Origin of the sequence: Vibrio bathopelagicus (assembly GCF_014879975.1) — a bacterium.
Taxonomy (GTDB): Bacteria; Pseudomonadota; Gammaproteobacteria; order Enterobacterales; family Vibrionaceae; genus Vibrio; species Vibrio bathopelagicus.
The window spans coordinates 1,424,093-1,445,473 of the sequence record NZ_CP062500.1 but is presented as its reverse complement, the minus strand read 5'-3'; the positions used below and the strand labels follow the sequence as shown (position 1 = coordinate 1,445,473).

Sequence of the window (21,381 nt, the reverse complement as noted above, 5' to 3'; positions counted from 1 at the left end):
CTTTTTGGAAAGACTAAGTTGTTGGAAATGCTAACTTGTTGGAAATACTAAAAGTAGTATTCCAACGCCATTTCAACAAAGTCGTCCTTACGCGCGAAGAACAACAAGTCTTCTGGGGTTTCGTTCTCAAACAACCAAGCGTTTAATCGCCACTTAAGGTTGTTGTTGATGCGACTCGATGCTTCGAGCTTTGCACTGTAGACATCGCTGTTATCTAAGTCTTGAGTGATGCCCGTGAGCACTTCAGTACCGTCTTCATCGTTCAAGGCGAAACGCGCACCAAGAAACACATCGTTTTGACCGATGGTTTGGGCGTTATTGCCTCGGCTGTCATGCAGATATTCAGCGATGAAGCCGATATCCCAATACGATTCAAGCGCGCCAACCCAAGTGTATTCAAAGCCTGTCGCCACGCCGGTGTGGTTGTCGTAACTGTCGCGATAAATACTTTCCAGCTTCCACAACCAATCGCCAATAATGCCTTGTACATCAAGCCCAAAGTGCTGCATCTGCGCGTAATACGGCTTGAGTTCATTGCCTTCAACACGGTAATAAGGGTCGCGATTAGTGCCGCCTAAGTAGCTTAAACCGACATCCCAATCGCCGTACATTTGGCTATAACGCAGTGCTACATCGACGTGCTTTTCTTCTCTCGAAGATTCGTAAAGCGCATCGTCCGATACGAGCACAGTTGGCCTTAAGCGTCCGTCTTCACCTGCAAAGGTACGTTCACGAAAATACGGCAGTAGCATGGCATCTATGGTTCCCCAATCTTTAATCGACGTGAAGTGCACCATCGGCTGACCCAACTTCGATTCGCCATCAACCGATTCAATGGCATCGGTTTGGTTTACCACGTCCACCAAGTGCGCTGATTCGGTCACGCCCCAGAACACTTTGCCAACACCTGCGCGCAGTTCATAATCGTCCCAATAATTGAGATATAAAGCTTCACGAACGTCGCCATGGGTTCGTTCATCGTCTTCGCGGTCTAGGCGATAAAACGGCGTGAAGGTGAAGCTGCCGTTACCTTCTTCTTGCTCCCAGTAAAACTCCGGTTGCAACACCAGTGAGCTTTGTCCTTTATCTTGCCCTTGCAAGCCGTCACTAAAGAACTGCCTGTGTTCAAGGTTTACCTGCCCCGCGAGTTGTGGGCTAATCTGTTCTACGAACTCAGAGCTAGATCCAGCCGCCACACAAGGCAGCGACACCTGCATTAACCCAACTGTCGCCGCCAAGGTTAAAGATAACTGCGTTCCTGTTAACACAATCCTTTTCATATTCTTGCCTTACTTTGCACGTTTAAGTGTGTTTTTTTGAAAATCCTTGTCCTTAAGACCGGTCTGGAACGCTAAATCTGTCGTGGTTAATACCGTACTTTTACCCGTTTGGTGGTTTTGCATCGACATGGTGTGTGCGCGCCAGTATTGGTTTAGGTATTGTTTGTAGTCTTGGAACGAGAGGGTTTTCAGCAATGCGCCTTTGCGGTCGTAAAACTCCACTTGAACGGGGCGGTAGTATTGTTGGTCTAGCCATACTTTTTGCATGGTGTAACCAGAGTTTTTATCAGTCGGAATTTGCTCTAACACAAAGGTATCGACACCTTCAATTTTGGCGTCTTCAATGTAGTTAAAGGTATACTTTTTAAGTTCAAACGAGCTTAGGTCTTCGTATGCAAATTCACTGCCCATAAATGGGCCCGATTTGTTGCGTGAAGAGATGCGTTTTACACGTTTCAATGCAGGCAAGTACAACCATTGGTCATCCGATTTAGTGATGTGCGAATGGTTTAAGAAAGCCGTGCCTTTCACGTCGCGTGGTTCATCAAAAATGGTCAGCCCTTTGTCGCCATCGTCATCCACTTCTAACGACTTCAATCGCATTAGGCGTGTGCTGCTTTCGCCCTGCTTATTGCGAAGTAGCATTTCCATGGTCGCGACAGAATCGCCCCACCCGACATCGACAGCTTTGCGTTGCTCAGCAATTTCTAAGCCTTTCGCTGGGTCTGCTAATGCCGTGAAAGCCGCGAACGCGCCAATTGTCATCAGTGACGTTATTAGTGTTTTCTTTGTAATAGAGTGTTTAAAGCTTTTCATAATGATCTCCTTGAGTAAGCCCACCGCAGTAGGCTGACGATTCCTTATTTGGTCGAAGTAGTCAGTTCGCCAACAGGGCTAGATTGCTCTGCTGTAGTTAACTCGGCTTTAGATGGCTTTGATTCGTGCTGAGGTTTATCTGAATAGTGAGTCTGTTTGTCGAAAATCATCAGTAAGCTCGGTAGCAAAATGAAGTCGACCACCAACGCAATGAAAATCACAATCGCACTGAGTAAGCCCATGTCGGAGTTGAGCCTGAAGCTCGACATCGCCAACACAGAGAAACCAGCCACTAACACGACAGTGGTGATCCACAATGCGCGGCCAACGGTGTGGAAGGCGTAACGAACGGCTTCTTCCGCTGATTTACCTTCTAATCGTGCGCGTTGGTATTTACTTAAGAAATGCACCGCATCATCAACCACGATTCCGAGTGTTAACGTAACGACTACAGACAAGCCGAGGTTGATTTCACCGGAGATAAGCGCCCACAAACCAAAGCCGATAATCGCCGGGGCAATGTTTGGCACTAGGCTGATCACGCCCAAGCGAACCGAGCGCAATGCGAAGATCATCAAGCCAGAGATAAGTACTAAGGTGATAGGCAGAGTCGATAGCATGCTCGCCATGTTGGTTTCGCCAATGTGAGCAAACATCAGTGACGGGCTGGATGCGACTACTTCATATTGAGGTGCATTAGCCGCAAACCATGAGTAGATGCGCTCTTCAAGTTCCACCAATTCCACGCTGCCGAGGTTGTCGACCGTGAGTACCATTTTGATCGATGACTTATCGACGTTGATTTGGTTGTTCAAGTCCAAGCCATAAGGCAGAGACATTTCGTAAAGCAGCAGGTATTGCGCGGCAAGTTCACGATTAAGTGGCAGTTGGTAGTAGCTGTCATCATCGCCATGCATGTTCTTGTTCAAACGCATGTAAACATCAGAAAGCGTTGCTACATGGTCGGTTTCTGGTTGAACACGTGACCACTCGGTAAAGTCGCCAATCGCTTGCAAAAACACAGGATCGGCAATCGCTTGAGACTCGTTGGTTTTGACCGCGATGCTGATGGTTGTCATGCCGCTTACGGTCTGTTCCATGAAATCGGCAGCTTGTCTAAATTCGCTTGAGGTATCGAAATACTTCACCGATTCATCATTCACTTTGTTCAGTGGAATTAACGCCGCAGCGCCAACAATCACAAGGGTTGAAATAGGCAGCAGTGCTTTGCGGTTCGCAACCACAAAATCACCGAGCTTATCCATGAAGGTCACTTTGCTTTCCGCTGCTTCATTGACCGGCAGAGTCTTTACTGGCAATAGTTTTAACAGCGCAGGAAGCATGGTCACAGAGAGGAAACACGCAATCATCACGCCTAATGCAGACAAGTTACCGAAGTCGCGCAACACGGGAGAATCCGACATGTTCATCATCAAGAAACCAATTGCGGTGGTGACCGAGGTGATTAGAATCGGCATCGCGTTCAACTTGATGCTGTATTGAATGGCTTGTGCTTTCTCCATCCCACGCTGCATGGCTTGTCTCATGGTCACGATTACGTGAACACAATCGGCAACAGCGAGGGTTAATACCAAGGTTGGAACGTTAACCGTTGCGGTGCTGAGGAACATCCCTGCCCAGCCAGACAACCCCATGGTGGCAACAATCGACGAGATAATCACAACTAAGGTAGCCACCACGCTAAAGAACGAGCGCAGCATAAAGGTCAGGAACACCAACACCACCAATAGCATTAACGGAACCAGCGTTGAGCTGTCTTCTTGAGCCGACATCATAAACGCGTTGTTCATGGCAATGATGCCCGCTTTGTGGAACTCGACATTCGGATAATCGGCTTGATACTTGGCGATCATGGTATTGATAGCCGCAATCACCTCTTGAACTTCCGCGGTTTTATCCACTTCAGGCAATTGCACCGTCACGTTCACAATGGTCACATCGCCAGAGGCTGACACTAATGCGTTCTTAAGCAGTGGTTCGTTCAGGGCGATCTGTTTGACTTTGGCGATGCGCTCTGGTGTGTGTTCATATTCTTCGTAAAGAAGGTCTTCGACCAGTAAGTCGTCTTCAACGGCTTCGGTGTGCTGATAATTGGCAAGCGAATCGACACGGCTTGAATACGGGATCTGCCACGCATCGACCGTGAGATTTTGAATTAGGGTGAGGGTTTCTGGGGTGAAGACATTGCCATCTTCAGGGGCGACAACAATCGCAAGGTTGTCGGTTTTTGCAAAGGTGGTTTGAATTTCATCGAACGCCATCAACTGTTTGTTGGTGCCTTCGAAGAAGATGTTGTAGTCCCCTCTAAAGTAGAGGTTCTTTGCCCCTAATGCAGAGAGCATAATGATTGAAAAAACCACTAGCAGAACGATAAACGAACGCTTGGTCGGTATTGAGTGCCAACTGTTATTTAGATTATGAGCCTGTTGACCTGAGTTGGACGATTGACTATCTAAATCGAGGTTACTAGCTAAATTGGGCTTCTGGCTGTCATGTTCCATCACAGTCTCCATTTGTGACGATTCGTCATAGTTGTGTCTTAAAAAGCCAGCCGAAGCTGACAAAAGGCACAATTCTTAGTCATACACTCAAGAAAACCAAAACCACATTAGGCTAAACTTAAGTTTATGACGAATCGTCACAAATGGTTATTAATAAACCCACATGAGTGGGCTTAATAGAAGCTTATCGACCTACTGATTCTAAGTAGGTGATTTCTTCACTGAACAGTTCTTGTTCTACACGACGCCAAGTTTTGCGGTAATCCCAATCGCTAGAAAGGGGCTGCCAATTTAGGCCGTCTAAAAGCATATTCGCGTTATGTAATACTGAGTACGGGTCTTGTAACCGCTTGATACAATGACTGTTTGATGCGTTCTGTGACAAGGCATTTGAACCAAATGCGATTGACCAGTTTGCAAACACGATGGCATCTGAACCCACACCAGAAGAGAACTTTAGGTCACCCGCCTCTACAGCTTGGTTAACCATGGAATCGGCTTGTTCAATCACCAATTCTTCCAGTTCGTTCATCTCGGTTACACGTGCACTAGATGCTTTCTCCAGTACCCACGGGCTTTTCGCCATGATCGCACAAGTTGATAGTACCGGCTCCATGCGAGCATAGATTCGGTAAGCAACGTGCAGTGCGACGATCTTTTCACGTGTGTTGCCTTCAAACTCTCCAGAGCGAGCAAACATCAATGCCTCGGCCTTTAAAGAATGAATACACAAAGCTAAAACCACATCTTCTTTGCTGCAAAAGTGATTGTATATCGTACCTTTCGAATAACAGCTCGCGGCCGTTAGCTTGTCCATCGTTAGGTTTCCGAACCCTTGTTCTCGAACCAGATCTTTTGCTAACAACATCAACTCTACTTCTCGGTCTGCGATAGACTGCTGCTTTTTAGACAACACGCCCTTGCAACCAAAGATACCTTGTTTATCGCCTTTACAACTAAAGCCAAACATAATTTTTCAGTCCGTATATGAGCTTAGCCGTTATCTAAGCTTCGCCAGTATTTAAAACGCTCCTATTCAATATATTAACACGAATGGTAAATTCATGTAGTTAACCATTTCATGACGCTTCGTCATTTCTGACTTATCGTCATAATAGCGTAAATATTGATCACATCAAGGTGTTTTATGAATTAAATATGATTTATGAATAGGTGAGAAAGTCATCAATAGTTGACCGGGCAAAATAAAAAGCCAACGAATATCAGAATCGCTGGCTTGGAAGATTGCAGACTGAGGGTAAACAATTAGCGTTTATTCATCCTGAAAGTTAGGTTTTAGTTAACCCAGTCCCATTAAAGCAGTGCTGTTCCATTTTCACCCTGGGCGTACAGAGCTAAACTAATGGTCTTCAACGCTTCTGACTCGGTTTCACTGACGGTTAATGACGACACAGTGCTCCCGTTCAATCGGATCAACATCTGCCTTACTATCATTAGTTGTGGTTTCACGCTTGGAATACGCGTATCGATGAACTGGAACCAACCTTCGTTCATATGGTGCTTCACTTTTTCCAACACATCTTTATTCACGATGGTAAACGTTTTCGCACCTTCCTTGGCATCACGCAAAATATCGTAAATCACGTGTTCTTTTTCTTTAGCGACCAACATGCCAGAGATGTTTAACTGTAGCTCACCAATGATGCCATTCTTCATCTTCAAGAAGAATTTAATGTCTTTGTAACCCGAGCCTTGAGCCTTTTTGTTGAACTTGCTTAGCCCCGACAATTTAGAGCCGAGACCATAGCGATCTTTTAGTGCCGACTGGTAGTGTTCTAAATCTCTGAACTCCTTAGTGCGCGAGATAAACACCTTGGCCGCAGACATGGCGCGCACGCTTTCGAACTCTATGGTCAAGCACAATCTTTGAGATCGCCAATATCATCTAACGGGTTTCGGTTAGTGATCTTATCCAGAGCGCCATTGAAGCTTTTAATGCCGCCATAAGCACCCGGCGGCACGGAGAGCTTGCCTTTGAACAGTGATACTACGTGCTTGGAAAACTCTTTCAGTTCTTCTTGTGCCTGAATGATGTCGCGATACATCATAAATAACTGTTTGCGCTTTAAGTGAGCATTAGCGAGTTGGTTTTTGGCTTTAAAGCTCGCACCCTTCGACATGATCTTCGATGTGCCATTGGTTGAACTCACTACGTTACCCTGCATCTCTTCGCTGAGGTAAGTTTTGAAGGCGTTGTCGTCGGTTAGAATCGAATACATCAGCTGTGCAACTTTACCTTGCTCGGTGTTGCGAAAGGATTGTCCTTGTAGGCTCGCTTTTAGTTCAGCTAAGGCTTGTTGATACGCTTTGTTGTTGACCAAACGAAAGCCTTGAGACATGTGAGTCGATTTATCGATGTGCTTTAGAACTTCTGGCTTGCGCTTTTTAATCTCTTCTTTCTTCAATTCCCATTCTGTCTTGGTAAACGAGGTACCATTTTCCGGCATCATGGTGAATTCCACACTGGTTGGCATACAGTCTCCTTCTGTCGTGTCCTTCCTAGGATTAAGCAACCCCTTAAACATTTAATGCTGATGGTCGCATCTGCTTTATCTGCCATTTATTAGCAATCATTAAGCAATAAGAATCATTTCAACATAGCAACTGTGGCTGCTTACTACTAAAAAATTGTTGGCTTACACCTGCTTTCTGGGTCACACCTCTCCTTATGGTTAATATTTGTCTCACTAATGTTGTTTTCTGTTAAGTTGCTATAAATTCCGTAAGCGGTGACTTACAATAGAGTCAACGACCTACCTTTTTTGAGAACACGATATTGAGCGCCAAATATTCTTATTTAGCTTGGCAAGTGAAGACTTCAAGCCCAGCAGAAAAGCTGGTTTTATTGATGCTTGCAGACGGTGCTGACGAATTCGGCTATACCAATGTGTGCCTACAATCAGCAGGTCAACTTTGTGCTCTCTCTACGTTTGGTTTAGCCGACTGCCTTAAGTGTTTAGTCGACCAAGGTTTTCTCGATAAGGTAAAAGTAGATTATCGAGATCAGAAAGAGATTCACGTTTTCAAAATGCTCATTGAGCAAGAGCAAGCTGCGGTTCGCGTTGAGGCTCAACCGACCAATAGTATTCCGGTCTACTCTACGGCACCTGCACCTGCACCTGCACCTGCACCTGCACCTAAGTTTCAGCCAGCTCCGGCACCGATGCAAAACATGCAGCATGCCCCTCGCCCACAAAGCCGAGGCTCAATGACCAGCAATACCGTTTCAACTCATGATTTGGATGAAGAGATCATTCCAACATGGGCGGAACGTGCGTTTAAATTCTCCGGCCTTGCTGGTGACCATAGTTTAATATGGAAGAAATTTGTCCTCTGGTATAAAGCCAAAGCCAATGAACTAATGCCAATATCACGCATCGAATCTAAGTTGCAGTACTGGTTAGTTAACGAGAAGCAAAATGAAAGACAACAACAGCAGAAGACCTCTCAATATTCAGGAAATGCAGGACAAGCTCAAGGCAATGGGTATCGACAAAAGCTTAGCCCATCTGAACGCTTCAGGCAGCAGCTCATTCAAAAAGGCAAAAAGCCAACCTTCTGAGCCAGCTTCACCTGTTGTTCCTGACGCTACAGTTCTGCCTAAAGATCCCGTAGTACCTGAAGTGATTGAAGCGCAAAGTACCGAAGTGAAAGTAGCGGCACCAAACGCTGCTAGCTCTGGTGCGTCTCAGCAAGTGCCTGTTGTTGATCAAGATCCAGCAGAATTAGAGCTGACCGATTGGTGTATCCATGTGTTCGGTTCTTTCCTGAGCGTGTACGAAACTCAGTGGGAATACCAATACGGTAGTGAACCAAGTGGTAAATTTCTTGAGTTTGCCCACTCTGTCGACTCAGACGGCCTTAACCGCGTGCTAATGCACTGCCATGAGCGTATTCAACTTGGCAACAGTTGGCCGCCGCAAATGGGTGAGCTTTGGATCCTAAAAGATTCACTGACCGAAGAAGAGCTGCTTGATAGCCGCATTCGTGTGTTGTCGCGTACTGCTGTGAACAAGATTGAGAAGTGGTTAATCCAAAACAAACTGTACGACTTGAAACGTACGGCTGAAAACAAGCTCGATGGCTTGTTTAAGAAATACTACTTGGAAGCGAAGCGTTTAGATGAGAAAGGCATGCTGGAAACGGAGTTGCCGCAGTTCCTTCTTGCTGCTAACTCAGTGAAAAACCTGAACGACTTGAAACGCGAAGAGTATGAAAGCCAACACGGTAAAGCGATTAACCCAAGAATCCAGCGTATTCTGAACAGTAAAAAGTAACGATCTGCTATAAGAAAACAGAGTAGCGATTACACGGTTAATAAATACAAAAATGCCAGCTATCAAGCTGGCATTTTTTATTGAATTCTTACGAACTCTTTAACGACTATACGACCGTTATTTACGATCGCCTTACTGATTAATTACAGTAGGTGGATAGTTGCGTTTAGCGTGAATACGCCAGAGTCGTCATCTTTCATTTTGAAGTTTTGGTAGCTAGCGCCTACAGATAGTGGACCAAAGATGAAGTATTCTGCGCCTACACCGTACATTACGTCCTCACCTGATTGCTTGAAGCCGTCAGATTTAAGATCGTAAGAGTGAATACCAGCCTTCGCGTATACGTGAAGAGGGCCAAAATCGATGCTTGGTTTGATCGCTAGGTAAGCTGTGCTTGCATCTAGGTTTGTAAGGTCACGGCTGCCGTACTTAACGCTGTCGAAAGAACCTAGATCCCAGTAACCCGCTTCAATACCGATTAGTGGAAGGATACCTGTACCCACGTGGATGCCCATCGCTGTTTCTTCTTCGTTGCCTAATGAGTTTTGACCACCCATAACACCGCCGTACAACCAAGAATCAGCCATTGCTGTTGAAGATGCACCTAGCAGTGCTAGTGCCAATAACGTTTTTTTCATATTCGACCTTTTCGTCCTAGTGGCAGGCCTTGCGTGGTAATAAATTGCCACCAAGTCGCCCTTTTTGTTGTAACTATTTAATTAGTAATGCAATAAGCAAGATTTATACCCAAACCTTGCCATTGCGTCTAGCTTTATTCCTTTAGCAAGCATCAATAGCGTTTTTAACACGCTTATCTGAAACTGGGTAAGGCGTACCGAGCTGCTGTGCGAAGAAGCTTACACGAAGCTCTTCTATCATCCAACGCACCTCTTTTACATTTTCTGGAACCGCGATCCCTTTTGGAATCTTATTCAGCAGCTCTTTGTAATCGTTCATTACTGACTCAACTTTGATCATATGCAAACGATCTTTGTTCGGGTCAATCGGCAGTTTTTCCATACGACGCTCAATGGCTTTCATATAGCGTAGAATATCCGGCAGACGTTTCCACCCGCATTCTGTGGCAAACCCCTTAAAAATCAAACCTTCTACTTGAGCTTTGATGTCTGAAAGCGCAAATGCCATTGAAAGGTCGACACGTCCTTTCAGCTTCTTACTGATGCTGAATGCCGTGGTTAAAATGGTTTCAACCTGTTGAGCAATCTCAACCACGCTGTCACCCAGCTCTGCACGTACGTGCTCTTTCAGTGCTTCAAACTGCTCTGGTTCCCAAACTAAACCGCCCTTCTCTTCAATCAGCTTATCAATACCACAAGCGATACAGTCATCGATGAGATCGAGAACCTGCCCATATGGGTTGAAATACAAGCCAAGTTTCGATTTGTTCGGCAAGTTAGAGTGCAAGTATTTAATCGGCGATGGCACGTTCAGCAGGATTAAACGACGCTGGCCCGATTTCATTGCTGAGATCTGCTCTTGCTCGGTTTCGAACAGTTTAATTTCTACGCTGTCTTTAGAATCCACCAATGCTGGGAAGGCTTTAACATCGTAGCCGCCACGCTTCTGTTGGTAAACTTTTGGTAACTCACCAAAGCTCCACGTATGCAGGTTCTGCTGCTCGATATCATCGTCAGCAACCTTAGAAAGCGTTTCTTGAACCTTGTCTTTCAGGCTTTCTTTTAGCTCATGCAGATCTTTCTGTTCTTTCAGCTTACGCTTGCGATGATCCACAGCGCGGAATGTTACCTTTAAGTGCTCTGGGATCTGGTCTAACTTCCAGTCATCACGTACCACTTCCACACCTGTCATGCGGCGCAGCTCTTTCTCAAGAGAATCCAACAACGGTGCTTCAAGTGGTGTCACACGAGCCAAGAACGCATCGGCGTAGTTTGGCGCAGGCACAAAGTTACGGCGTAGCGTTTTAGGTAGCGACTTAATTAGGCTAATCACCAATTCCTGACGCAAGCCTGGGATCTGCCAATCAAAACCGTTCTGGTCGATTTGGTTCAAGATAGGCAGCGGAATGTGTACCGTTACACCATCGTTGTCGTCGCCCGGCTCAAATTGGTAGCTCAGCTTTAGCTTGATACCATTTTGGTGCCAGAAGTTCGGGTAATCCAAATCAGTAACGTGGCTTGCATCACCGCGGAACAGCATCGACTTTTCGAAGTTCAGCAGTTCAGGTGTTTTCTGGCTGGTCTTCTTCCACCATGTATCAAAGTGACGGCCTGACACAGCCTCTTCGCCAACACGTTGGTCATAGAAGTCGAACAGCTCATCATCATCGATCAAGATGTCACGACGACGCGATTTATGTTCTAGCTCTTCTACTTCTTGCAGTAGCTTACGGTTCTGCTTGAAGAAGGCATGTTTGGTTTCCCACTCACCTTCAACCAAAGCGCTGCGCACGAACAATTCACGGCTGACAGTGGCATCAATCGCACCGTAGTTCACTAAACGTTTCGGGATGATTGGGATTCCGTAAAGCATCACTTTTTCGTGTGCCATTACTGCCGCTTGCTTCTTCGACCAATGTGGTTCGCTGTAGCTGCGCTTAATCAGGTGTTTTGCTAGTGGTTCAATCCATTCAGGCTGAATCTTAGCGATAACACGACCCCAAAGTTTTGAGGTTTCCACCAGCTCAGCAGACATGATCCACTTTGGTTGTTTCTTAAATAAGCCAGACGCAGGGAAGATATGGAAGCGTGCGTTACGAGCACCTTGATACTCATTCTTCTCTTGGTCTTTCATACCGATGTGTGAAAGCAAACCTGATAACAGAGACATGTGAATGCCGTCGTAACTGCCCGGTTCTGTATTCAGCTTGGTATCCAATTCACGCATCGCTTGGTGAATTTGGAAGTACACATCTTGCCATTCACGGATACGTAAATAGTTCAGGTAATCTTGCTTACACTGTTTGCGGAACTGGTTACTCGACAACTCTTTTTGTTGCTGCTTAACGTAATCCCAAAGGTTCACAAACGTGATGAAGTCTGACTCTTTGTCGAAGAAGCGCTTGTGCTTATCGTCAGACGATTGTTGCTTGTCTGATGGACGCTCACGCGGATCTTGAATCGACAATGCAGAAGCAATCACCATCACTTCGTGCAAACAGCGGTTACTTGGCGCTTCAATCACCATACGCGCTAAACGTGGGTCAATCGGCAGCTTAGCCAGCTTGCGACCAATTGCTGTTAGCTTCTTCTTATCGTCGCCTTGATTCTTGTTTTTGTTCGCAGCCGGTTCAGCTGTCGCGATCGCACCGAGCTCTTCAAGCAGCCTTACACCATCTTGAATGTTGCGCTTATCGGGCGCTTCAACAAATGGGAATGCTTGAATGTCGCCTAGGCCCAGCGCTGTCATCTGAAGGATAACGGATGCTAGGTTAGTACGAAGGATCTCAGGGTCAGTAAACTCTGGGCGTGATTCGAAATCTTCCTCAGAGTACAAACGAATACAGATACCTTCCGCAACACGACCACAACGACCTTTACGCTGGTTCGCACTCGCTTGAGACACTGGCTCAATCGGTAGGCGTTGTACTTTAGTACGGTAGCTGTAACGGCTAATACGCGCCGTACCTGGGTCGATTACATACTTGATGCCCGGAACGGTTAATGAGGTTTCTGCCACGTTGGTCGCGAGAACGATGCGTCGACCAGTGTGAGACTGGAAGATGCGGTTCTGTTCGCCTGCAGAAAGACGCGCGTACAGCGGAACAATCTCAGTATCACGCAGGTTACGTTTACTTAAAGAATCGGCAGTGTCACGAATTTCACGCTCACCGTTCATGAAGATCAAGATATCGCCTTGCCCTTCATCACAAAGCTCATCTACCGCTTCAAAAATCCCTTCGATTTGGTCACGATCTGAATCACTTTCATCACCACCTAATGGACGGTAACGCGTATCTACAGGGTACGTTCGACCTGATACTTCGATGATCGGTGCATTGTTAAAGTGCTTCGAGAAACGCTCAGGATCGATGGTCGCCGATGTAATGATAACTTTAAGGTCAGGACGCTTTGGCAGAAGCTCTCTTAAGTAACCCATGATGAAGTCGATGTTCAGGCTACGTTCGTGAGCTTCATCGATGATGATGGTGTCGTATTGACTTAAGAAACGGTCGTGCTGAATTTCCGCCAGTAGAATACCGTCGGTCATCAGTTTGATTTGTGTGTTATCAGAAATTTGGTCGTTAAAACGAACCTTATAACCAACAAAATCACCCAGCTGTGTTTCCATCTCTTCCGCGATGCGGTTTGCAACCGAACGAGCCGCAAGACGACGAGGCTGAGTGTGACCAATTAAGCCAAAGCGGCCACGGCCAAGCTCAGAACAAATCTTTGGTAACTGAGTGGTTTTACCCGAGCCCGTTTCACCCGCCACGATAACCACTTGGTTTTCAGAAATGGCTTTCGCAATATCATCGCGCTTTTGGCTAACAGGGAGAATTTCTGGGTATTCGATGGTTGGTTTGTGCGAGGCACGCTGATTTGCCGTCATCATTGACTTGGCAATGTCTAACGCAATCTCATCGAAGACAACGTTCTTGGATTGTTCGTTTTTAATTCTACTCGCACCAGCAATTCGCTTACTCAGACGGAAGCGATCGCGCATCATACATTCGTTGAGCGCTTTACGAAGAGAGGCTGGGCTATTTTGAGATGCTTTTGTATTGGCTGCTGCTGAATGATCGGCAGATTTAGCTTTTGGTTGTTTAGCAGGTCGGTTCGATGCAGGCTTATTCGATTTCGCTTCGTTCTGTGGAGAACTTGGCTGTGCTGCATTCTTGTTGTTGTCTGCTTTTTCCGGAGACGAAGTCAAAGCGTGTCCTATTCTTGTACTTATTAAACTCGCGCGATTGTACCACAAGTCTCAAACAAAAAAGCCTGACAACAAAGGGAAAACCTTTTGCTATCAGGCTGATTAATTACACTAACGCTAACAGGGGCTATGAAAGCCAGGTCAAATGCAAGTCATGCTTGGTAAACTACGGCTAAAAGCTACCGTTGAAAACCGTATGTATGACAACCACAGTTAAACGCTGCGCTTAGAACTCGTACTGGAAGTAAACGGTGTTGTAGTTACTGCCGCCTTTGATACGACCAAACTGAGAGGCGTTTTCAAAGATCGCAGAACGATGATGCAACGAGTAGCCGAACCACAAGTTATTCAAATCGTTCTTACCGATTAAATCACCCACATTCAGATCCAATGAGAAATCCAGGTAGTTCAATAGATGGCTCGCGGTATACCCTTTACGGTCCATCTCAGATCCTTCGATATAGGTAATCGAATCGATGTAAGACATACCTTCTGCAACACCAAATCGCCACTCTGTTGGCCAGTTAAACGTATAGTAGGCTTTGATTGCAATGATGTATTCGGTACTGCTGGACTGAACATCTGAACTCCAGTGGTGCGCGATACCCGGCGTTAGGTAAATGTCCAATGGGAAGCCGAATACTTCATCCGTTAACGGGTGGCCATAGAAGAATGAGGTAAGCTGGTTGTTGTATTCGTCTTTCTCGGCGTTGAACTTCATGATGTCGCCAATATTGGATGGCGTTGCCCAGCCGTGTGCGACACGTAAATACGGCGCATTGCTCAGCTTAGGTTTCGGCGCTTTCTCTTTGTCGTTAAAGAAACCAAAGCCAAGGTACAATTCACCTTGATAGCGGTCTTCAACAATAGACGAATCGTAAGCGTTGTCATCCAATCGAGTCACACTGGTTGAGCCCAATAGGTAAAGGTTCGAAAACACGTGATAACGCGCTTCTACACCGACATTAAGGTCAACCCCGGCGCCAATGGTTTCGCCCGCTGCGGAATAATATTCACTGTTGAAGTCGGCACTTTTGTATCGCAACGTGGCACTTGGAGAAAACTCCCAATCACCGGTTTCATACTTGGCTTTTGCTCGCAGGTTACCGTGAAAGTTGTATTCACTGTCACTCATGATTTCCGTTTCGACGGCCCATTGCTCATCAAGTTGATAAGTAAATTGAGCACCGAAATCGGCGGTATCACCTTCAATGGCGTTTTGCTCTGAAGCTGGGATATCAATAAAACGCATACGAGATATAGCGTTTAGTGACCACTTTTCATCATCGGCTTGATACAGGTATACGCCCATTTCAGTGCCATCAATGAACACATAATCATTTTTAAAAAACAACATCGGTACAAACGAGTTAACCGATTGGTCACCACCAGACGTGTCGTAAGGAATACTCGCAGTACGGAACATTGCGGCAATGCCCCACTCTTGCTCTTCCGCAGCCGACGCCACGCTATTACCTAAAAAAGCGTTACTTAATAAAACCGCTCCATACGAAATGAGCTTAGGTGAAAATTTGTGCTTCATTCTTGTGTAATTACTCTTTGTAATAAATATTGTGTTACTGAATAGACATTTATTGGCCATGCCAGCCAACTAATTTTAGGTTTGATCGACATTGACCGTTACAATGTAGAATATTCTCGGTTAAATGAAAGTATTGTGAAAGTCTCAGAATTACAAAACATTATAGACCACTTACCCAATGATTCCGACCCAGATATCGTTATGGGTGAAGAATGGTTACCAGAGCGACTGGTCAACACAAAGTTGGACGGTGAGCTGCTGTTTATGGAGTTCGATAACGCCCCTGAAGAAAACCAAGGGGACGACGAAGGCCGTGGCTTTGTTGAGCACGAAATTGCTATGATTCGAGAAAAGCTTGAACAATTGTTAGACGAGCCTTCCGATACCAAGACTAAAGCCGATGCCCTATTAGCAATATTTCTAATGGGTCATGAACTTTCTAGCTCAGAAGTTATCGAAGTTCTTGAGACAACAGAAGCTGAAATGGCTGAGTCTGATATGATCGTACCAGAAACATCTGCTTGCGAAACTAACGAGCCTCAAACACCAGAACTCGAAGCCTCTGCTCTTGAAACGAAACAACTTAACGACTCACCTCCAACGATTTAGGAACCGCATTGAAACGCTCGACGACATCACCTCTTCCCTTATTGCTTGCTGGCCCAATTTTAAGAAAAACCACCGCAACTGAGGTGGTACTCTGGGTAGTCACCAGCACCCAACTTTCGGGCACAACTCAACTATTCAATGCAGAGCAAGAGACGCCTTTTTATTTGTCATCACTCGATGAACAAGAGTCGATTCAAGTCGGCACACACGCTTGGGTCACCTTGATTCATTTACAAGGTGAGTTTCCCACCAATGTTCCGTTGGAATATCAAATAGAGACCAATCAAGGTTCACTAACTGAACTGGCACCGCATTTAGTGTACGAGGGCAAGCGAACCAACAACGACAGTTCTCGAATCGAATTTAAGATCTCAACCACTGCCGACTACATCTTGCATGGTTCTTGTCGTAACCCTCATCACCCAAGCAAAGACAGCCTAGTCGCAGCAGACAACAAAATATCAAATCAAGCGGTACTTGAACGACCAGATATGCTGATGATGAGCGGCGATCAGATCTACGCTGATCACGTTGCAGGTCCAACATTGGATGCTATTCAGCAAGTGATTCAATTGCTTGGTCTGGTTGGAGAGCATTTACCAATCGATTCGCAGGTTAGCCAAATCAACAGTAGTGATGCCTTGTTTGAGAGTGAATATCACCTCTACCAACGCCATCACCTACTGCCACACCACAACACGTCAGATTCGCTGCTCGATAAGTTATTCCCTAAACGCGGGATTCCTATCTTTAGCTCGACCGATTGTGAGAACCACTTGGTCACATTATCTGAATTCATCGCGATGTACCTGCTGGTTTGGTCCCCGACCTTGTGGCAATGCATCAACCGTGAGCGATTAATCGAAAATGATTTCAAGCAGGCCGATCGTCAATTAACACCTGCCGAGCAACAACAGTGGCGTGACGAAAGCGTTATCATTGATGACTTCGTCGCAGGCTTGCCACAGGTACAGCGACTGTTCGCTCATATTCCGACTTATATGATCTTCGATGACCATGACGTCACCGATGATTGGAACCTTACTGTGGGTTGGGAACATGCCGTCGATCAAAATCGCTTTGCGACTCAAGTGATTGGTAACGGCCTTGCAGCTTATTGGATGTGCCAAGGCTGGGGTAATGCGCCAGAGAAGTTCAGCAATGAATTCATAGAACAAACCAAACAGCTTTTCTCTTCGGTGGTTAGCGGTACCGAAAACCACGGTGATCTCAGTAAGAATATAGCCCCCCAAAAGCACCAGCAATACTTAGAGATGATCGATCGCTTTGAAGAGTGGCATTACACCATCAATACGTCACCAAAAGTAATTGTGTTGGATACTCGGACGCGCCGTTGGCGCTCTGAATCACGAATGAACAAGCCATCGGGTTTGATGGACTGGGAAGCGCTGACGGAATTTCAGCATCAGTTGATTAATCAAGACAAGGTGGTGATTATTTCTGCTGCACCAATGTTCGGTGTTAAGTTCATTGAAACACTGCAAAAGATGGCGACTACAATAGGTAAGCCATTGATGATTGATGCTGAAAACTGGATGGCACACCCTGGCAGTGCTAACACGCTCATCAGTATATTTACCCACACCAAAACGCCCACCAACTTCGTGGTGCTTTCCGGTGATGTTCACTACTCGTTTGCCTACGACATCAAGCTGAGGTATCGCCGAAACAGTCCTAACATCTACCAAATCACCTGCAGTGGCATCAAGAATCAGTTCCCTGCTCCATTGCTTAAATTCTGCGATGTGTGTGACCGATTATTGTATAGCCCGCGTTCAGTTCTTAACTATTTCACCAAGCGAAAGCGCCTAAAAATCGAAAAGCGTAGCCCTGACAATCAGACCTTTTATCGCCTTTCAAACCGCAGTGCAATTGGTGAACTCAGGTTAGATAACGACGGGAAACCACAAGCGATTACGACGTTAAGTGGTGATGGAAAAGTCACGCGTTTTCCTGAGCCGTACTAGGGCGTGTTAATCTTTCGAGCTGACTTTTGCAGCGAATTGCTGGGGATTTATACAAGGCAGAGGCTTCGATGTGTAGCTAGCCTACATGAGAAGCCGATAACGTAGTAGAAATGACCAGCAAACGCTGCCCGAAGGGTTCGACTAAAAGCGCTTTACTCTTTGTTGAGGGAGATTTGCTTAGAATGACTAGGCTACTTCCCCCTCGCCGCGATTAAAACGCTTTTATATCGAACAAAATTTAACCGCAAAAGGTCAACACGCCCTAACTAAGTGTTCCTTATTGCTGACCTCTTCGTAATGTCAGTTTTAAGTAAAGACGCTTGCGATCACACTCTGTAGGCCCAATAGTAATAATATTCACCATAACTGGAATGCTCTTATGTTTAACTCACTTACCTCGTTATTTAAACAATTAGTTGAAGGCTCAGATTTAGGTAAAACACCTACCACCTCACCTAACTTAGCTATCGCCAGCTTGTTATGCGAAGTTGCCGGTGCAGACCACGCGATCAACGAATCAGAGCAAGAAGCCAAACTTCACTTGCTGCAACGTTTGTTGAATATAACCGAAGAAGAATCTAAAGCCTTATTGGCACAAGCTGAGCCTCAAGTTGAACAATCTGTTTCTCTGTACGACTTCACTTCCCAACTGCGAGAGCTTTCGCAGTCGGTTCGCATAGACCTGATTAAAGCTATGTGGGAAGTCGCGCATGCCGATGGAGAGATTGATCCACTTGAAGATTCAGTGATCCGCAAAACGGCTGAACTACTTTACGTTGACCACAAAGATTTCATCAAAAGTAAATTGAGTGTTCTAGGTGAAGATTAGATTCTGAACAAACTAAAAAGCGACAGCTCAATGGGCCGTCGCTTTTATGTCAGACAAGACTGAATTAATTTGCTTTAACTGAGCGAATTTAAAAACAGGTACAAGTTAACGAAGTGCTCGCCCATAAAGAATCCCTTTCAGTTCCAGAATTTTCCCATCTTTGGTCACGTAAGCACCTCGCTGATCCGAAACCATCACACTGCGTCTGTTGTTGTGATGCTGAATAAAAAGATTCTTCACATTAAAGGTCTGCTGCCTATGAGCTTGGTCTTGTTCAATCTGATAGAAATAGTAGTGATTGCCCCAGCGCAAGAAGACACCAAAAAGCTGCTTCGTTTGCACGACTTGGCCGTCAATATCATAACCAACATAACGCATCTTTGAACGGCCATTCTTCAGATCCAGCGTCAGCACTTCGTAACCGACGTTTTCATAGATACCCTCAAACTGATAAGCCCCTCGGGTCATCACACCGGAAATGACACCAAACAGAAAAATAGCGGACAAGGTAACCACGATAGGTAACCAAAACTTACGCTTCATCGACCGTTCCTTCTGTTGCTTGGTTTATTCCCAGCCTATTAATTGGTTTGATCTCATAAAGCCCAACTTGCGTATCATTGCAGTGCGTCAATTTAAAGCTTGAACTGATGTCTTTCCAGCCGCTTTGGTTCAATATCACCACCTGTATGGCGCCGCAATCAACACCCATACGATGCAGGTATATTGCTTCGACTCCAGGTTCAGCAATCGATGTTAAGTCTTCCACCAGCATCGAATCCAAGTTGACACTATCGTGGTACACATCGATGCCATTAATAGACGTTTTCTCCATAAAAAAGCCAAGGCAAAACAGCACCACAACCAACAACGCGCTCGCCGCCATACCAGCTGCTAACGGCACAAAATCAAGTTTGTCTTTGCTATGAACGAAATTAAGCAATGATTGGCGTTTAGAAAAAGGCATCTCAATAACATCGGAAACTTCGCTAGGAGCTTTCACGGCTTGGGGAGTGCCGTTATTTTCTAGTCTCTCTGGGCCGTTCTCGCTAGGGCTGTTGATAAGTTCAGCAACTCCAGCCCCACCTTTATCTGGTGAGACAAAGCAATATCCCTCTTTTTGGACAGTGATAACCTTGCAGTCAGAACCGACTTCTTTAAGCGCGGTACGAACGTTTTTAATCGCGACGTTAAGAGAGCTGCTTGTTACTACTCTACCCGGCCAACAATGCGTTAAGAGGAACTCTCGCCCTATGGTTTGTGAGCAATTATCCATCAAGTAATTTAAAATTAAACATTCTGATGGGGATAAAGTCACATGCTTATTTAAAGACAGGTTAAGCAATTGTCGATCTTCAAGTTCAATAACCAAGTTATATTCTTGTATTTTATTATTATTCATAAGGTGAGTTAAACGTGTTAATAGACTCACCTTAGAATAACATGGAAATTTATTTTATTTCAAAATCATAACGCGAGTTTAAAACCTAGCTCACTAATGTTTACACTAGCAAATCCTAATTTAACGGCATTAAGTTCATTAGCAATTTCAAGTGCATGTTGCTCATCTCGTGCTAATACTGCTATAGAATAAATAGGTCTGATCATCGCCATCTGATTAGCTTGAGCTTCTGCAATTGCTTGGTTTTTTAAATAAGCCGATGTAATAACCCCTTGAGCACTCCAGTCCACCACTTTTTGCAAATCAACACTGATTATTTTATCTGCAATTAATTGGTCTTCCGGCTCTTTCCAAGATAACTCAATAGCATAATTTTTAAACGCAACTTCAGTATCTAACCACTTACTTCCAATGTCTCTAACTTCTGTTATTTCTGCTAACTCTTTAAATTGAAGAGGAAGATTACCAATAACGCGTCTTACTTCTTCTTCACTGTCTGCTTCCATCACAAATTTAATGATTGGAAATGCTTGATCGCCAATGAAGCTTTCAGAAACAAACATATCGTAAATTAGTCCTGCATCAATCAGGTTAGCGAACGCCTTTTTTTGATTAGGCATCGCATCAAATACCGCTTGAGCATCTTGCGTTTTCCACGCAACGGAAACGCCATAAGCCGCAGAATAACTGCTGACAGAGAACAAAAAGCTAAAAAGAACTAAAAACAATCGTGGTACATATTTCATTTGAACAAACTCTCAATTAATGGCGGATAACTTCGTAAAGATTAGGATCGGCAGTCACACCCTCAATATCGAGTGCAGGTAGCTCTTTTCTCATCACAGAGATCGCATTTAAGAAGTGCTTTTGGCTCTCCCAATTAGCGACATTCACGTATCGGTAGGTTGCATCAGCACTAATCGAACGATGCAGCGTGGTTGAGATGTATCCCGGTTGCTCTATAAGTACATCCCTAGCGTTTTCCCAATACGCTAACGTTTCGGCGTCTTTACTTGCCTCAACTGAGAAGGTGTTAATCAGTACTACAGGCTGTGCAAAGACTAATGGACTCACACTCAACAAACTCAAGGTAATAGCTCGTTTAATCAAACTCTTCATCTCGCTTTTCATGTTCTTCATGCCGCTCTCCGTGGATTAGATTCGACCACGCTAACAGAGATAAAACCGCCATCAAGAGCAACACGAACGATTTAATATTAATTAAAGCGTTACTTTATTATTA

At 45.2% G+C, this 21,381-nt stretch carries 18 protein-coding genes; 5 read left to right on the top strand and 13 right to left on the bottom strand.

Going from position 1 to position 21,381, the window contains the following annotated elements; translation table 11 throughout:
• Positions 1 to 47: 47 nt before the first annotated feature.
• The 6 genes from IHV80_RS06460 to IHV80_RS06435 all read right to left on the bottom strand — a co-directional run bounded on the left by IHV80_RS06460 (position 48) and on the right by IHV80_RS06435 (position 7,113).
• A complete protein-coding gene (locus IHV80_RS06460; RefSeq protein WP_192890479.1) occupies positions 48 to 1,280 on the bottom strand; it encodes a hypothetical protein in 1,233 nt (410 codons plus the stop codon).
• 9 nt (positions 1,281 to 1,289) lie between these two features.
• On the bottom strand, positions 1,290 to 2,045 hold the full coding sequence (locus IHV80_RS06455) for an outer membrane lipoprotein-sorting protein (protein ID WP_226088525.1): 756 nt from the start codon (positions 2,043 to 2,045) through the stop codon (positions 1,290 to 1,292).
• A 95-nt stretch (positions 2,046 to 2,140) separates the two neighbouring features.
• Entirely contained in the window at positions 2,141 to 4,681 is a 2,541-nt protein-coding gene (locus IHV80_RS06450) for an efflux RND transporter permease subunit (protein ID WP_192890477.1), read from the bottom strand.
• A gap of 121 nt (positions 4,682 to 4,802) precedes the next feature.
• The gene (locus IHV80_RS06445) at positions 4,803 to 5,588 is read right to left on the bottom strand and encodes a TetR/AcrR family transcriptional regulator (RefSeq protein ID WP_017109714.1); all 786 of its coding nucleotides are present in this window, start codon (positions 5,586 to 5,588) and stop codon (positions 4,803 to 4,805) included.
• A gap of 344 nt (positions 5,589 to 5,932) precedes the next feature.
• On the bottom strand, positions 5,933 to 6,466 hold the full coding sequence (locus tag IHV80_RS06440) for a hypothetical protein (RefSeq protein WP_192890476.1): 534 nt from the start codon (positions 6,464 to 6,466) through the stop codon (positions 5,933 to 5,935).
• 26 nt (positions 6,467 to 6,492) lie between these two features.
• Positions 6,493 to 7,113, bottom strand: coding sequence for a hypothetical protein (locus IHV80_RS06435; RefSeq protein ID WP_192890475.1), 621 nt, complete (start codon positions 7,111 to 7,113; stop codon positions 6,493 to 6,495).
• A gap of 302 nt (positions 7,114 to 7,415) precedes the next feature.
• Here IHV80_RS06435 and IHV80_RS06430 point away from each other — a divergent pair, with 302 nt between their 5' ends.
• Both IHV80_RS06430 and IHV80_RS06425 read left to right on the top strand, forming a co-directional pair.
• Entirely contained in the window at positions 7,416 to 8,201 is a 786-nt protein-coding gene (locus IHV80_RS06430) for a hypothetical protein (RefSeq protein ID WP_192890474.1), read from the top strand.
• Positions 8,122 to 8,916 carry a hypothetical protein gene (locus IHV80_RS06425; RefSeq protein ID WP_192890473.1) on the top strand — a complete coding sequence of 265 codons (795 nt, stop codon included), beginning with the start codon at positions 8,122 to 8,124 and terminating at the stop codon, positions 8,914 to 8,916. The genes IHV80_RS06430 and IHV80_RS06425 overlap by 80 nt, the downstream gene beginning before the upstream one ends.
• A 143-nt stretch (positions 8,917 to 9,059) precedes the next feature.
• Here IHV80_RS06425 and IHV80_RS06420 read toward each other — a convergent pair whose 3' ends face one another.
• The 3 genes from IHV80_RS06420 to IHV80_RS06410 form a co-directional block, all read right to left on the bottom strand.
• Positions 9,060 to 9,554 carry an outer membrane beta-barrel protein gene (locus tag IHV80_RS06420; RefSeq protein ID WP_192890472.1) on the bottom strand — a complete coding sequence of 165 codons (495 nt, stop codon included), beginning with the start codon at positions 9,552 to 9,554 and terminating at the stop codon, positions 9,060 to 9,062.
• A 142-nt stretch (positions 9,555 to 9,696) separates the two neighbouring features.
• Positions 9,697 to 13,767, bottom strand: a complete 4,071-nt coding sequence (hrpA, locus tag IHV80_RS06415) for an ATP-dependent RNA helicase HrpA (protein WP_192890471.1) — start codon at positions 13,765 to 13,767, stop codon at positions 9,697 to 9,699.
• 226 nt (positions 13,768 to 13,993) lie between these two features.
• A complete protein-coding gene (locus tag IHV80_RS06410) occupies positions 13,994 to 15,310 on the bottom strand; it encodes a MipA/OmpV family protein (protein WP_192890470.1) in 1,317 nt (438 codons plus the stop codon).
• A gap of 81 nt (positions 15,311 to 15,391) precedes the next feature.
• Between IHV80_RS06410 and IHV80_RS06405 the strand changes: the two genes are divergently transcribed.
• From IHV80_RS06405 to IHV80_RS06395, 3 genes are all read left to right on the top strand, one after another.
• A complete protein-coding gene (locus IHV80_RS06405; RefSeq protein ID WP_192890469.1) occupies positions 15,392 to 15,919 on the top strand; it encodes a VC1380 family protein in 528 nt (175 codons plus the stop codon).
• A gap of 8 nt (positions 15,920 to 15,927) precedes the next feature.
• Entirely contained in the window at positions 15,928 to 17,907 is a 1,980-nt protein-coding gene (locus IHV80_RS06400) for an alkaline phosphatase D family protein (protein WP_192890468.1), read from the top strand.
• Positions 17,908 to 18,286: 379 nt separating this feature from the next.
• On the top strand, positions 18,287 to 18,736 hold the full coding sequence (locus IHV80_RS06395; RefSeq protein ID WP_192890467.1) for a tellurite resistance TerB family protein: 450 nt from the start codon (positions 18,287 to 18,289) through the stop codon (positions 18,734 to 18,736).
• 105 nt (positions 18,737 to 18,841) lie between these two features.
• Here IHV80_RS06395 and IHV80_RS06390 read toward each other — a convergent pair whose 3' ends face one another.
• The 4 genes from IHV80_RS06390 to IHV80_RS06375 all read right to left on the bottom strand — a co-directional run bounded on the left by IHV80_RS06390 (position 18,842) and on the right by IHV80_RS06375 (position 21,257).
• Positions 18,842 to 19,279: a hypothetical protein gene (locus IHV80_RS06390; RefSeq protein ID WP_192890466.1), complete on the bottom strand. Its 438-nt coding sequence runs from the start codon at positions 19,277 to 19,279 to the stop codon at positions 18,842 to 18,844.
• The gene (locus tag IHV80_RS06385; protein ID WP_192890465.1) at positions 19,269 to 20,138 is read right to left on the bottom strand and encodes a winged helix-turn-helix domain-containing protein; all 870 of its coding nucleotides are present in this window, start codon (positions 20,136 to 20,138) and stop codon (positions 19,269 to 19,271) included. Before IHV80_RS06385 ends, IHV80_RS06390 begins: the two co-directional genes overlap by 11 nt.
• A gap of 65 nt (positions 20,139 to 20,203) precedes the next feature.
• Positions 20,204 to 20,884: a hypothetical protein gene (locus IHV80_RS06380; protein ID WP_192890464.1), complete on the bottom strand. Its 681-nt coding sequence runs from the start codon at positions 20,882 to 20,884 to the stop codon at positions 20,204 to 20,206.
• A 16-nt stretch (positions 20,885 to 20,900) separates the two neighbouring features.
• Positions 20,901 to 21,257 (bottom strand): antibiotic biosynthesis monooxygenase family protein, encoded by a 357-nt coding sequence (locus IHV80_RS06375; RefSeq protein WP_192890723.1) that lies wholly within the window; start codon positions 21,255 to 21,257, stop codon positions 20,901 to 20,903.
• Positions 21,258 to 21,381: the final 124 nt, after the last annotated feature.

What these genes read in the sequence shown, in the direction of transcription:
- IHV80_RS06455 (WP_226088525.1), bottom strand. Translation starts at nt 2,045, where the DNA reads ATGACAATTGGCGCGTTCGCGGCTTTCACGGCATTAGCAGACCCAGCG.
- IHV80_RS06390 (WP_192890466.1), bottom strand. Translation starts at nt 19,279, where the DNA reads ATGAAGCGTAAGTTTTGGTTACCTATCGTGGTTACCTTGTCCGCTATT.
- IHV80_RS06385 (WP_192890465.1), bottom strand. Translation starts at nt 20,138, where the DNA reads ATGAATAATAATAAAATACAAGAATATAACTTGGTTATTGAACTTGAA.
- IHV80_RS06380 (WP_192890464.1), bottom strand. Translation starts at nt 20,884, where the DNA reads ATGAAATATGTACCACGATTGTTTTTAGTTCTTTTTAGCTTTTTGTTC.
- IHV80_RS06435 (WP_192890475.1), bottom strand. Translation starts at nt 7,113, where the DNA reads ATGCCAACCAGTGTGGAATTCACCATGATGCCGGAAAATGGTACCTCG.
- IHV80_RS06420 (WP_192890472.1), bottom strand. Translation starts at nt 9,554, where the DNA reads ATGAAAAAAACGTTATTGGCACTAGCACTGCTAGGTGCATCTTCAACA.
- IHV80_RS06445 (WP_017109714.1), bottom strand. Translation starts at nt 5,588, where the DNA reads ATGTTTGGCTTTAGTTGTAAAGGCGATAAACAAGGTATCTTTGGTTGC.
- IHV80_RS06425 (WP_192890473.1), top strand. Translation starts at nt 8,122, where the DNA reads ATGGGTATCGACAAAAGCTTAGCCCATCTGAACGCTTCAGGCAGCAGC.
- IHV80_RS06375 (WP_192890723.1), bottom strand. Translation starts at nt 21,257, where the DNA reads ATGAAGAGTTTGATTAAACGAGCTATTACCTTGAGTTTGTTGAGTGTG.
- IHV80_RS06395 (WP_192890467.1), top strand. Translation starts at nt 18,287, where the DNA reads ATGTTTAACTCACTTACCTCGTTATTTAAACAATTAGTTGAAGGCTCA.
- IHV80_RS06410 (WP_192890470.1), bottom strand. Translation starts at nt 15,310, where the DNA reads ATGAAGCACAAATTTTCACCTAAGCTCATTTCGTATGGAGCGGTTTTA.
- IHV80_RS06460 (WP_192890479.1), bottom strand. Translation starts at nt 1,280, where the DNA reads ATGAAAAGGATTGTGTTAACAGGAACGCAGTTATCTTTAACCTTGGCG.
- IHV80_RS06440 (WP_192890476.1), bottom strand. Translation starts at nt 6,466, where the DNA reads ATGTCTGCGGCCAAGGTGTTTATCTCGCGCACTAAGGAGTTCAGAGAT.